This is a genomic window from Bradyrhizobium sp. HKCCYLRH3097, from assembly GCF_051167875.1.
Taxonomy (GTDB): domain Bacteria; phylum Pseudomonadota; class Alphaproteobacteria; order Rhizobiales; family Xanthobacteraceae; genus Bradyrhizobium.
This window is the reverse complement of sequence record NZ_JBNPTX010000006.1, coordinates 392,942-405,218: the sequence shown is the minus strand read 5'-3', so window position 1 is coordinate 405,218 and position 12,277 is coordinate 392,942. Positions and strand designations below refer to the sequence as shown.

The following is a 12,277-nucleotide window of genomic DNA, read 5'->3' as shown; positions in this document are numbered from 1 at the left end:
TATGACTGACTAGTCAGTCATTGTAAAGAGGCCTCGCAGATCTATCGGCGCGGGTCAGGAGCCCTACCCGACCGCGCGCGGCCCCCTCGTCAGACGAAGTCGGCGCGATCACGCGCAGGACCTGATGTAAGGCCGATTGACCTCCCAGAGTTCGTCCACGATCTGGCGCGCGGCGGCCGCCGAGTTGACGACGGGATCGATGAGCAGCGCCTGCAGCGCGAGATCCTTGGAGGCGGTCATGGCCGCCTGCACCGCCAGTTGCTGAACCTGAACCTGGACCGACATCAGCTTGGCGACTGCATCTGGAAGCGGGCCCAGCGACACCGGATGGATACCGACGCGATCGGCGACAACGGGCACTTCGACCGCGGCCTCGGCAGCCAGGTTGGGAATGACGTGACGGTTCAGAACGACGCCGGACTCGATGACCTGCTTCCGATCGTGCAGCACCGAGCCGATCACGGTGACCGCGCGCTCTCCGGACGGCATTCGCCACCAGTCCGGCATGCCGGCTTTGCCTGCCAGGACCTCGTCGATCTGCCGGATCAGCTTGGCCCGCTCCGCCTCGTCCCAGGCGAAGTCGTACCCGCTCTCGCCCGCTTCCCAGCCATAGGCGAGATACTCGCCGACATGGCTGTCGCCGCAGCCCAGCCAGAAGCCGAAGTCGCGCAACAGCGCCCGCGTCAACGGCGCGTCCTTGGGGTCGTGGCTCCCAGCCTTTTCGCGGAGTAGTGGATAGAGATCGGCCCCGGTGTCGCGATCCCGGATCTGCACGAGACATTGGAAATGGTTGAGCCCGGCGCCCCACACGTCCACGCGCTCCTCGGCCAGTCCCAGAATGGAAGCCACCTGGCTGCGCGCGATGAAGATGCCGTGGCACAGGCCGATATGCGCGAGGCGGCTGTGAAGCCCCAGCGCGAGGATGATGCGGCTCTCGGGATTGGAGAAGTTGATGAACAGCGCGTCCGGACAGCGCCGCTCCATCTCGCGCACGAAGTCGAATACGACCGGCAAGGTGCGGAGCGTGAAGAACAATGCGCCCGGCCCGCCATTCTCGCCCAGCGTGTGACGGATGCCGTATTTGCGCGGCACCTCGAAATCGAGCTTCCACAGGCGGTTGCGGTCGATCGCGGTGGCATGGATCACGAAGCCGGCGCCGTCGAGCGCCGCGCGCCAATCCGTGGTCGCCTCGATCTTAAGGCCGGCGCCGGAGAGGTCGTTGAGCAGCCGGGCCAGCGCTTCCGACCGGGCAAGCCGGGTCGGGTCGCGGCCGACCAGCACGAGCGTCGAACCAGCGAGATCATGCGTCGAGAACAGGTCCCGGAACACGCTGAGTCCAAAGGACGCGCTGCTCGCGCCGAGGAAGACGATCTTGGTGACGGCTGCCATGAGCAATTTGTGCCAGCGCCGCGCGTCCCCATTCCTGATCCAGATCAAACCGCCGCCCCAATGTTCGGCACGGCGGCGCGTCGATCGGTCTTGCGATCAGCCGAAGTCGAGCACTACGCGACCGTCGATCTTGCCGGCCTTCATGCGGTCGAAGACGGTGTTGATCTCCGACAATGGCGCCGTGGTCACCTCGGCCGTCACCTTGCCGTCCGCGGCGAACGCGATGGCTTCGTCGAGATCACGCCTGGTGCCGACGATCGAGCCGCGCACGGTGATGCGCTTCAGCACGACATCGAAGATCGGTGTCGGGAATTCGCCCGGCGGCAAGCCGACGAGGCTGACCGTCCCCTTGCGGCGGACCATGTGCAGCGCCTGGGCAAAAGCCGGCGTCGACACCGCAGTGACCAGCACGCCATGCGCGCCGCCGCCGGTGATTGCGATCACCTGCGCCACGGCATCCTTGTCGAGCGCGTTGACGGCATGTTCGGCGCCGGCCTCCAGCGCGAGTTTCAGCTTGTCCTCGGCGATGTCGAGACCGATCGCCTTCAGCCCCATCGCCTTCGCATACTGGATTGCAACATGACCGAGGCCGCCGACGCCGGAGACCACCACCCACTCGCCCGGCCGCGCGTCGGTCTCCTTCAAACCCTTGTAGGTGGTGACGCCGGCGCAGAGGATCGGCGCGATCCTGGCGAAGTCCACATTGGCCGGCAGACGCGCAGCGAACGCCGCGGATGCGATCACGTATTCGGCAAAGCCGCCATTCACGCTGTAGCCGGTGTTGTGCTGGTGCTCGCACAAGGTCTCCCAGCCGGTCTCGCAATACTCGCAGCGCAGGCAGGCATCGTGCAGCCACGCCACGCCCACGGCGTCGCCGACCTTGAAGTCGGTGACCCCGGGCCCGAGCGCCGCGACGATCCCGGCCGCCTCGTGTCCTGGGATGAATGGCGGCACCGGCTTCACCGGCCAATCGCCGGAGGCGGCGTGAAGGTCGGTGTGGCAGACGCCGCACGCCTTCACCCTGACCAGAAGCTCGCCGGGTCCCGGCACAGGAATCGGAACGTCCTCGATGTCGAGCGGCTTGCCGAAGGCTTTGACGACGGCGGCTTTCATGGTCTGCATCTGTCTGCTCCTCATGTCGCGGCGCAAACTAACGACGTCGGCGTATTCCGGGCTTGATCGGCATCAAGCCGCGCCGCTGCATGAAGTAACAGTTTGATGACAGCGCAATGTGCCCATGGCTGTCAGGCGTGAAATTTGAGTCCGTCGACGACCTTGTCGACCACCCTGCGCTCCGCACGAAACGCCAATCCCACCAGATTGAGATCGGTGCGCGCCACCGCCTTCACGGCATCACGGTTGGCCTCGTCATGCGCGGTCTTGAACATGTCCTCGGTGTAGAGCGCCGGCTTCACGCTGCGCGACAGCGCCCGATCCAGAGCACGCGCCAGCGCGGCACGATCCGGCGCGCCGTAGATCAGGATCGGCTGTCCGATCAACGCGTGATACAGGGTTGCCGAGCCGTCCTCATAAGGTGCGCCGATGCATTCGGGAAATGCCGCGGCGATGCCGCTGGAAAGAAACGCCGCGACGTTGAGCTTCTGCCAGGCCTCGAGATCGTTGCGGATGATCAGCGCGATCTTGGTGTCGAATTGCATGCCACTTCCAGGGTTCGATGTCATCGAACCCCGAGAATAGCCGAGCCGTTCTCAGGGTGAAGCATCGAAATGAAAGCGGAAGCGGAACCCCGGCAGCGGAGCCGCTGAGATCATCAGACTTGAATCAACCCTTGGCGTCGCATACCCAGGCGCGGATGACGCATTCCTTGCCGCCATATTTGTAGCATTCCCGGGTCGCTTCGTTGAGCGAGGTCGAGATCGTCGGCCGAACAGCATAGCCGTGGGCGCCGCAGGGATTGGTGAGATCGACCGCGAACGCGGCGCAGGCCTTCTTCATCGTCACCGCGGTGCAGTCGCCCTTGCACTGCTTGAGCGCCGCGGCCTTGGCGAGATGCTCCGCCGGATAGTCGAACGCCTGGCCATAGGCGGCGCACTGGCCAATGGCGAACGCGCCGGCCGCATGCGCCGGGCTGATAGCGCTGGTGCTCGCGATGCGCGCGGCACCAACGATCACGGTCAAGCCAAATGCAAACAGCGCGAAACGTCGCGCGGCGGTCGAAATGATCACTCTCTCCTCCCCCGAGGCCCAATGTCGGCAAATCTAGCCGGGGGTCGTTGAAACTTGGTGAATGAGAGGTTGAGTCGGAGGGAAGTCGTAGCCCGCATGAGCGTAGTCGACATGCGGGCTCTCGCGAACGGCGTCGGTGAACCCGCATGTCGCTTACGCTCACGCGGGCTACGGGCTTCAACCGCGCCGCGCGGCTTCCAGCGCCTGCGGCGTGTCGATGTCGAGAAACGCACTGTCACCATCGACCGGCACCTCGGCGACGGCCTCGGTGTGCTTGGCGATCAGGTGCCGCGCGCCGACGTCGCCGTCCAGCGTCATCAGCTCGGCGAAGAAGCGGCGCGACCACAGCACGGGGTTGCCGCGGCGTCCCTCGGACACAGGCACCACGATCAAATTGCCGCGATCCGGCGCGAACGCGCCGATCAGGCGGTCGAGCAGATCCGAGGACACCATCGGCATGTCACCCAGGCACACCACCGCGCCATCGACGCCCTCAGGCACCGCGGCAATGCCCGATTTCACCGAGCTGGCGAGGCCGCCGGCGAAATCCGGGTTGCGGACGAAGCGGACGTTGAGGTCGGACAGCGCCTGTTCGACCAGCTCGGCCTGATGACCGGTGACGACGATGACCTCACCGGCCTTGGAGGCCAGCGCCTGCTCGGTCACGATGCGCACCAGCTTCTTGCCGTCGAGCTCGGCCAGCAGCTTGTTCGGCCCCCCCATGCGGGTCGAGCGTCCGGCGGCAAGCACGACGGCGGCGACCTTGCGTTCGCCCTCGGCCTCCGGCGTGGCGCGCGGCTGCGGCCGCGTCACGATCTCCATGAGGAGGCCACCCACACCCATGGCCGTGAGCTCGGCGCGGCTGACCTTGATGCCGGCGAGCAGCCGCATCAGCACCCAGTCAAAACCGTTCTCCGCCGGCGAACGGGCGCAGCCGGGCGCGCCGAGCACCGGCACACCGCCGGCATTGCCGATCAAGAGCAGATTGCCGGGATCGACCGGCATGCCGAAATGCTCGATGGCACCGCCAATGCCGGTGATTGCGGCTGGAATGACGTCGCGGCGGTCGGCGATGGCGGACGCGCCGAACACGATGACGAGCTCGGCGCCCAGCGCCAGCAGCTCCCTGATCGCAGCAGCCAGCGCGGCCTGCTCATGCGGCGCGCGGCGCTCGGCGATGATGGTGGCGCCGGCCGGTGCGAGCCGCTCTGCGGTGACGCGCAGCGTCTTGTCGATGACCTTGGGTGCGAGCCCCGGAAGAAGCGTCGAGACCACGCCGACGCGCTTGATCACATAGGAGGCGATGCTGAGCGCGCCCCTGCCCGCCGCCGCGACGGCGACATCGCGCAGGCGGCCTTCGACGCCGAACGGGATCAGCTTGACGGTGCCGACCATCTCGCCTTCGACCACCGGCTTGAACGCCGGCAGGGTCGCAAAGGTGATGGCCTCGTCGACGCCGTTGATGCGCTCGACCGCGGCGCGGTCGATCATCAGCACGCCGGCCTGCGCCGCGAACAGATTGGCGCGCCCGGTGAAGGCGCGATCGACGTGAATGCCCGCGCCGGCGACGACCTTGGCGACGTCGGCGGCCGCCTCGTCCTCGGAGACGTCGCCGGCCTCGAGCCGGACGACGACGATCTCCTTGACGCCTTCCCGGACCAGCGCCTCGACCTCCGCGGGACCGATCAGCGTGCCCTTCTTCAGCACCAATGATCCTTTGCGCAGGGTGTGCACCGTCACCCCGCCGATCGCCTCGGCTGGACTGGCAGGACCGAACTTCATGCCGCCTGCTCTTTCTCCTTGGCCGGCAGCCGCAACGTGGCGGTGATCTCGGCCATGATCGAGACCGCGATCTCCGACGGCGACACCGCGCCGATGGCGAGCCCGATCGGCGCATGGATGCGGGCAATGTCGGCATCGCTGGCGCCCTGCGCGCGCAGCCGATCACCGCGCTTGGCGTGCGTCTTCCGCGAGCCGAGCGCGCCGATATAGAAGCAGTCGCGCGAGAAGGCGTGCAGCAGCGCCGGATCGTCGATCTTCGGATCATGCGTCAGCGCGACAAAGGCGGTGTAGTGATCGACGTTGAGCGGGGGCAGCGCCACGTCGGGCCATTCGGCGATCAGCGGCACGTCAGGGAAGCGCTCGGGGCTGGCGAAAGCCGTGCGCGGATCGACGACGGTGACGTCATAGCCCAGCGACTTGGCGATCGGCGCCAACGCCTGGCTGATATGGACGGCGCCGACGATCACGAGCTTGGCCGTCGGCGCGTAGACGTTCAGGAACAGCCGCTTGCCGTCCACCTCGACCATGCCGCTCTTGCCCATACGCAGATGGGTCGACAGCTCGTTGCGCAGCGGATCGGTGGCGATGGCGGCGGCCCTGACCAGGCGCTGCGCCCCGGAGCCGACGTCGGTGACGAGAATCGCCGGGCGACGCGCGGCACGCTCGGCGTTCAGTTCGGCCAGCGTTGCAGGCTGCATGGATCAACCCACCTTCTCGACGAACACGCGGATGGTGCCGCCGCAGGACAGCCCGACATTCCAGGCCGTCTCGTCGGCGACGCCGAACTCCAGCATCTTGGGCTGGCCGCTGGTGATCACGTCGAGCGCCTCGGTAACGACAGCGCCCTCCACGCAGCCGCCGGACACGGACCCTAAGAACGTGCCCTCGTCGTTGATCACGAGGTTGGACCCGACCGGGCGCGGCGCCGAGCCCCAGGTCTCGACCACGGTGGCGAGCGCCACGCCGTGACCGGATTTGTGCCAGTCCTCGGCGGCCCTGAGGATGTCTTCGTCGCGGTTGAGCATGGTCATCTCCCTCTCAGGCGGCGGGCCGGATCGCGCTGCGCTGGTGGGGCGGCAGCGGCGACGACAGCGCCGAGATCAGCGTCTCGATCGAAGTCAAGTTATGTACCGGGCGGAATTCGTCAACGTGGGGCAGCATGGTTTTGATGCCCTGCGCCTTCGCCTCGAAGCCGGAATAGCGCAGCAGCGGATTGAGCCAGATCAGCCGCCGGCAGGAGCGGTGCAGCCGGTCCATCTCGAAGGCAAGCTTGCTGTCGGCCTCGCGCTCCAGCCCGTCGGAGATCAACAGCACGATCGCGCCCTGCCCGAGCACGCGGCGCGCCCACTGCTTGTTGAAGGTCTGCAGCGAGGTGGCGATCCGGGTCCCGCCGGCCCAGTCCTCGACATTGGCCGAGCAGCTCGCCAGCGCCTCGTCGGGATCGCGCTGGCGCAGCGCCCGGGTCACGTTGGTCAGCCTCGTGCCGAACAGGAACACCGAGACGCGCTTGCGCGCGTCGGTGATGGCGTGGAGGAAATGCAGGAACAGGCGGGTGTACTCGCTCATCGAGCCGGAGATGTCGAGCAAGGCCACGATCGGCGCCGGCTTCTCGATTCTCCCCAAGCGATGAAAGTTGATGATCTCGCCTTCGGTGCGCAGCGCCTGACGCAGCGTCTTGCGCATGTCGATGCGACGGCCGCGCGGATCGGCGGTGTGGCGGCGGGTCTTCAGCTCGGCCTGCGGGAGCCGCATCTTGGCGATGGCGCGCGCAACCTCGGCGATCTCCGCCGCGCTCATCTGCGCAAAGTCCTTCTTCTGCAGCACCTCGCGGTCGGACACCGCGAGCCGCAGGTCCTGCTCCTGCGCCTTCGGCTCCTCATGGGTCTGCGGCTGCGACATCGCCTCCTGGACCCGGCGCGAGGCCGGCGGCGGCTTCTTCTTGGCGTGATCCGGCAGCGGCACCGAATCGAGCATCGACTTCCACTCCTCGGCCGGGCGGAAGAACAGGTCGAAGGCCTGAGAGAAGATCAGCGCATGCTCGTGGCGCTTGACGAAGATCGATTCGAGCGTGGTGAAGACGTCCGCACGCTTGCCGATGTCGATGACCTCGAGCGCGGTCATCGCGTCGATCACGGCACCCGGACCGACCGGCAGGCCGGCGGCACGCAGCGCCCGCGCAAAGCCCGCGATGTTGTCGGCGATGCCGCCGGTTGGCGGCGCGAGGTGATTGATGCTTGTGGGCACGTTCTGATCCCTCGTCCGCTTCGCACACGCCTCAAATTGAGCTCGTCATTCCGGGGCGCCCGGAGGGTGAGCCCGGAATCCATACTCACGATCGTGGTTATGGATTCCGGGCCTGCGTGCTGCGCACGCATCCCGGAATGACGACCTTTATTGTGGGCACCGGCGTGAACTACGTCTCGTTGGTCGCGTCCTTGATCGCCTTCTGCAACGCATCGCCCTGCATGCGGGCGATGTCGTCCTGATATTTCAACAGCGCGCCCAGCGTGTCGCCGACGACCTCGGCGTTCAGCGAGCGCGCATCGAGCTCCGTCAGCGCCGTGGCCCAGTCGAGCGTCTCGGCGACCCCCGGCGACTTGTAGAAGTCCTGGTCGCGCAGCGCCTGGACGAAGCGCACGATCTGCTGCGACAGCCGCTGCGAGATGCCGGGCAGCCGGGTTTTGACGATGGCAAGCTCGCGCTCGGCGGAGGGATAATCGACCCAGTGATACAGGCAGCGCCGCTTCAGCGCGTCATGGATCTCGCGGGTCCGGTTCGAGGTGATGATGACGATCGGCGGATGCGGCGCCTTGACGGTGCCGAACTCCGGGATCGTGACCTGGAAGTCGGAGAGGATCTCGAGCAGATAGGCCTCGAACGCCTCGTCCGCGCGGTCGAGCTCGTCAATGAGCAGAACCGGCGCGCCGGCGACATCCGGCTCCAGCGCCTGCAGCAGCGGGCGCTTGATCAGGTAGCGGTCGGCGAAGATGTCCGACGTCAATTGATCGCGGTCGACCTCGCCGCCCGCTTCCGCCAGCCGGATCGCGATCATCTGCGCCGCTGAATTCCATTCGTAGACGGCGGAGGCGACGTCGAGACCCTCGTAGCACTGCAGCCGGATCAGCTTGCGGCCGAGCGCCGCCGACAGGACCTTGGCGATCTCGGTCTTGCCGACGCCGGCCTCGCCTTCGAGGAACAGCGGCCGGCCCATGCGCAACGACAGATAGGTCACCGTCGCCAGCGATCGCTCGGCCAGATAGCCGCGCGAGGACAACAATTCGAGCATCGCGTCGACCGATGCTGGCAGGGCCGGAGCACTCATGGGCGAGACCGCTTCCTTCTTCACGCGTCCGTCACGAAGCCGGAGCCTCGGGTTCGGCGGCTCCCTCCGACGCGGTTGAGGCCTTGGCGCCGGTATTGGCCGCATCGACCGCACGGCGCGCCAGCACGCCGATCAGATGGGCACGATATTCGGCGCTGCCGTGAATATCGCTGTTGAGGCCTTCAGCCGAGACCGTAATGCCCTCCAGCACCTTCGGCGAGAAGCGCTTCTGCAGCGCCTCCTCGAAGGCGGTGACGCGGAACACGCCATTGCCGCCGGCCCCGGTCACCGCAACGCGCACGTCGGACGGACGGCGGGCGACGAACACACCGACCAGCGCGTAGCGGGAGGCCTGGTTGCGGAACTTGACGTAGGCCGCCTTCTTGGCCAGCGGGAAGCTCACCTTGGTGATGATCTCGTCCGGCTCCAGCGCGGTCGTGAACAGCCCGAGGAAGAACTCCTCGGCCTTCAGCTTGCGCTTGTTGGTGACGATGGTGGCGCCGAGCGCGAGGCATGCGGCCGGATAGTCCGCGGTCGGATCGTTGTTGGCGATCGAGCCGCCGATGGTGCCGCGATGGCGCACCGCGGGATCGCCGATCAGGCTCGCCAGATGGGCGAGCGCCGGAATGGCCTCGCCGACGGTTGCGGAGTTGGCGACGTCGGCGTGACGCGCCATCGCGCCGATGACGAGGTTTCGGCCCTTCACCTCGATCGTATCGAGCCCCTCGACATGGGAGAGATCGACCAGATGCGGCGGGCTCGCGAGTCGCTGCTTCATGACCGGCACCAGCGTGTGGCCGCCGGCGACCAGCTTGGCGTCTTCGTTCTTGGTGAGGAGATTGGCGGCCTGGCGCACGGTCGCCGGCCGATGATATTTGAATTCGTACATAGGGGAATGTCCTGTGCGCAGCGGGCCGACTAAGGCAAGGTCAGACGTTTAGGCGAGGTCCGATTTGGCCATCGCCTTGGCGCCGGCGGCGATCGATTGCACGATGTTCTGATAGCCGGTGCAGCGGCAGAGATTGCCCTCGAGCTCCTCGCGAATGGTCTCGTCGCTGAGCTCATGTCCCTTACGGTGGACGAGGTCGACCGCGGTCATGATCATGCCCGGCGTGCAGAAACCGCATTGCAGGCCATGATGCTCGCGAAACGCCTCCTGCATCGGATGCAGCGGCGCGCCGTCGGCAGCGAGTCCCTCGATCGTCCTGACCTCATGACCATCGGCCATCACGGCCAAGGTCGTGCAGGACTTCACTGCCTTGCCGTCGAGATGGACGACGCAGGCTCCGCATTGCGACGTGTCGCAGCCGACATGGGTGCCGGTGAGGCGCAGATTCTCGCGCAGGAACTGCACCAGCAGCGTCCGCGGGTCGACGTTCGCCGTGACGGGATTACCGTTCACAATCATGGAAATCTTGGCCATTCAGGACTCTCTATTATCCGCGCGACAGCGTTGCACTGCAGCGCAGCCCAGCAAAATCAGTCGAAAACCATCATATGGGCGCTCCCGGCGGCGGGCAACCTCGCCCCCGGCCGCGCATGGGTCGGTTGCGGTCAGCCTTGAACGGCTTTGGCGAAGTTGGCGAAGAATTCGTCGGCGAGCTTCTTTGCGGTGCCGTTGATCAGCCGCTGGCCGAGCTGCGCCAGCTTGCCGCCGATCTGCGCTTCGACATTGTAGGTCAGCAGCGTGCCGCCGTCCTTGTCCGCCAGCGCGACGACCGCGCCACCCTTGGCGAATCCGGCGACACCGCCCTCGCCTTCGCCGGAGATCTTGTAGCCGTTCGGCGGATCGAGATCGCTCAAGGTCACCTTGCCTTTGAAGCGCGCAGAGACCGGTCCGACCTTCATCTTGGCAACGGCGCGGAGGCCGCCATCCTCGGTCCTCTCCAGCTCCTCGCAGCCGGGAATGCAGGCCTTGAGCACCTCCGGATCATTCAGCTTGTCCCAGACCTGCTCTCGCGGAGCGGCCAGCTGGACTTCGCCCGTCATCGTCATAGCCATGTGCATCTCCCCCCGATTGGCGCGGTTAGAGGCATTCAAGTAAAGCACCGAACGCCCAAAAGGAAGGGCGAGCAGCGCCCGGAAGCGTTGCAGAAAAGCCGGGCACCGCAGCATTCCGGACCTCGCCGCCGTCGGGTTTTGATTGGCAGACGGCGGCGGCGGTGGTTAGTTCGCCATCAAATCTGCACGATTCCTCCGGCGGCGCGGCCGCCTGCGACAAGGATTCCGCCCATGCCGATGATCGATGCCGACGGCTGTCTGTTGAATGTCACCGTCGAGGGCCGCGACGGCGGGCCGACCCTGATGCTCTCGAACTCGCTCGGCTCGACCCTGCAGATGTGGGAGCCGCAGATGCGCGCCTTCACGCAGGTGTTCCGCGTGATCCGCTATGACCGGCGCGGTCATGGCAAATCGCAAGTGCCGCCCGGGCCCTACTCGATCGAGCGATTTGGCCGCGATGCGCTGGCGATTCTCGATGACCTCAACATCGAGAAGGTGCACTGGTGCGGCGTGTCGATGGGCGGCATGGTCGGACAGTGGCTCGCCGCCCATGCTCCTGAACGCATCGGCAAGCTCGTGCTCGCCAACACCACCTGCTACTACCCCGATCCGGCAATCTGGGACGCCCGCATCAAGGCGGTCGAGGACAGCGGACTCGCTGGAATCGCCGACACGGTCATCGCTGGCTGGCTGACGCAGGAGTTTCGTGATCACAATCCTGATGTCGCCGACCGGATGAAGGCAATGCTCGTGGCCACCCCTGTCGGCGGCTATCTTGCCTGCTGCGCGGCGCTGCGTGCCCTGGACCTGCGTGAGGATCTGCCGGCCATCAAGAGCCCGACCCTCGTCGTGGCCGGCCGCTACGACAAATCGACGCCGATCGCGATGGCGGAAGCAATCCGCAGCCGCATCCCCGGCGCCAGCATGACCATCGTCGATGCCGCGCACATCTCGAATGTCGAAGCGGCGGGCCAGTTCAACGATGCGGTGCTGGGCTTTCTGACCCAGCACTGATGCACCGCGATGGATCGGGGCGTCATGCCTGCTGCGGCGACGGCGTCGCCGCGGGCTCCATCTTCGGCGAAGCGGATGCGGAAGACGGCGAGGCTTGCGTCGTCGGCTTCTCCACCAGCATGACGATGGCCGTGCCGAGCAGCATCAGGAGTTCCGTGGCATGCAGACGCAACGCCTGGGGCTCCCCGACTTTGGCAGCCATGATCATGCTGAAGAAGGCGAGCATGCTGCCGAAGCCGAGCCCGATCGACAGTGCCTCGACATAGCCGGCCACCTTTCGCACCCGCGGAACCAGGATCAGCACCAGGAACATCGCGAAGAAGCCTGCGACCGTCAGTCGCGCCAGCGCAAGCAGCCAGGCGGCGCGAACCGTCTCGATGCCCGACAGCTGCAGGTGGTCGCTGATGAACAAGGCCACCGCGATATTCGGCCGCGCGAACAACCCCTGGATCGGCGACACCATGATCTGAAACGCGATGATGGTCCAGGCGGGCACGAAATAGAGCGCCAGCAGCACACCGTTGACGCAGCTGAGCCGCCAATTCCTGATCACGCAATCCTTGATCATGTCACGCCCACCTT

Annotated in this window: 14 protein-coding genes; 1 reads left to right on the top strand and 13 read right to left on the bottom strand. The window is 66.2% G+C overall.

Annotated features, from left to right (window positions below; genetic code table 11):
• Positions 1–108 precede the first annotated feature (108 nt).
• The 12 genes from ACQR0U_RS17815 to ACQR0U_RS17760 all read right to left on the bottom strand — a co-directional run bounded on the left by ACQR0U_RS17815 (position 109) and on the right by ACQR0U_RS17760 (position 10,681).
• A complete protein-coding gene (locus ACQR0U_RS17815; RefSeq protein WP_434843495.1) occupies positions 109–1,389 on the bottom strand; it encodes an alpha-glucosidase/alpha-galactosidase in 1,281 nt (426 codons plus the stop codon).
• A gap of 96 nt (positions 1,390–1,485) precedes the next feature.
• Complete coding sequence (gene adhP, locus ACQR0U_RS17810) at positions 1,486–2,511, bottom strand: alcohol dehydrogenase AdhP (protein ID WP_315826268.1); 1,026 nt, start codon at positions 2,509–2,511, stop codon at positions 1,486–1,488.
• 122 nt (positions 2,512–2,633) lie between these two features.
• Positions 2,634–3,047 (bottom strand): DUF2000 family protein, encoded by a 414-nt coding sequence (locus ACQR0U_RS17805; RefSeq protein ID WP_315826269.1) that lies wholly within the window; start codon positions 3,045–3,047, stop codon positions 2,634–2,636.
• A gap of 124 nt (positions 3,048–3,171) precedes the next feature.
• Positions 3,172–3,576, bottom strand: a complete 405-nt coding sequence (locus tag ACQR0U_RS17800) for a DUF4189 domain-containing protein (protein ID WP_315826270.1) — start codon at positions 3,574–3,576, stop codon at positions 3,172–3,174.
• Between the two features lie 177 nt (positions 3,577–3,753).
• On the bottom strand, positions 3,754–5,358 hold the full coding sequence (locus ACQR0U_RS17795) for an NTP transferase domain-containing protein (RefSeq protein ID WP_434843496.1): 1,605 nt from the start codon (positions 5,356–5,358) through the stop codon (positions 3,754–3,756).
• Entirely contained in the window at positions 5,355–6,056 is a 702-nt protein-coding gene (locus tag ACQR0U_RS17790) for an XdhC family protein (protein WP_315826272.1), read from the bottom strand. Before ACQR0U_RS17790 ends, ACQR0U_RS17795 begins: the two co-directional genes overlap by 4 nt.
• A 3-nt stretch (positions 6,057–6,059) precedes the next feature.
• Positions 6,060–6,383, bottom strand: coding sequence for an XdhC family protein (locus tag ACQR0U_RS17785; protein WP_315826273.1), 324 nt, complete (start codon positions 6,381–6,383; stop codon positions 6,060–6,062).
• Between the two features lie 13 nt (positions 6,384–6,396).
• The gene (locus tag ACQR0U_RS17780; RefSeq protein WP_315749367.1) at positions 6,397–7,602 is read right to left on the bottom strand and encodes a vWA domain-containing protein; all 1,206 of its coding nucleotides are present in this window, start codon (positions 7,600–7,602) and stop codon (positions 6,397–6,399) included.
• Between the two features lie 169 nt (positions 7,603–7,771).
• Positions 7,772–8,680 carry an AAA family ATPase gene (locus ACQR0U_RS17775; RefSeq protein ID WP_315714763.1) on the bottom strand — a complete coding sequence of 303 codons (909 nt, stop codon included), beginning with the start codon at positions 8,678–8,680 and terminating at the stop codon, positions 7,772–7,774.
• Positions 8,681–8,711: 31 nt separating this feature from the next.
• A complete protein-coding gene (locus ACQR0U_RS17770; RefSeq protein ID WP_316192760.1) occupies positions 8,712–9,569 on the bottom strand; it encodes an FAD binding domain-containing protein in 858 nt (285 codons plus the stop codon).
• 48 nt (positions 9,570–9,617) lie between these two features.
• Positions 9,618–10,103, bottom strand: a complete 486-nt coding sequence (locus tag ACQR0U_RS17765; RefSeq protein WP_172180444.1) for a (2Fe-2S)-binding protein — start codon at positions 10,101–10,103, stop codon at positions 9,618–9,620.
• A gap of 131 nt (positions 10,104–10,234) precedes the next feature.
• Entirely contained in the window at positions 10,235–10,681 is a 447-nt protein-coding gene (locus ACQR0U_RS17760; RefSeq protein WP_315714765.1) for an SRPBCC family protein, read from the bottom strand.
• A gap of 231 nt (positions 10,682–10,912) precedes the next feature.
• Between ACQR0U_RS17760 and pcaD the strand changes: the two genes are divergently transcribed.
• Entirely contained in the window at positions 10,913–11,695 is a 783-nt protein-coding gene (gene pcaD, locus ACQR0U_RS17755) for a 3-oxoadipate enol-lactonase (RefSeq protein WP_315749364.1), read from the top strand.
• A 22-nt stretch (positions 11,696–11,717) separates the two neighbouring features.
• Here the strand turns inward: pcaD and ACQR0U_RS17750 are convergent, their stop codons facing one another.
• Positions 11,718–12,263: a hypothetical protein gene (locus ACQR0U_RS17750; protein WP_316192761.1), complete on the bottom strand. Its 546-nt coding sequence runs from the start codon at positions 12,261–12,263 to the stop codon at positions 11,718–11,720.
• Positions 12,264–12,277 lie beyond the last annotated feature (14 nt).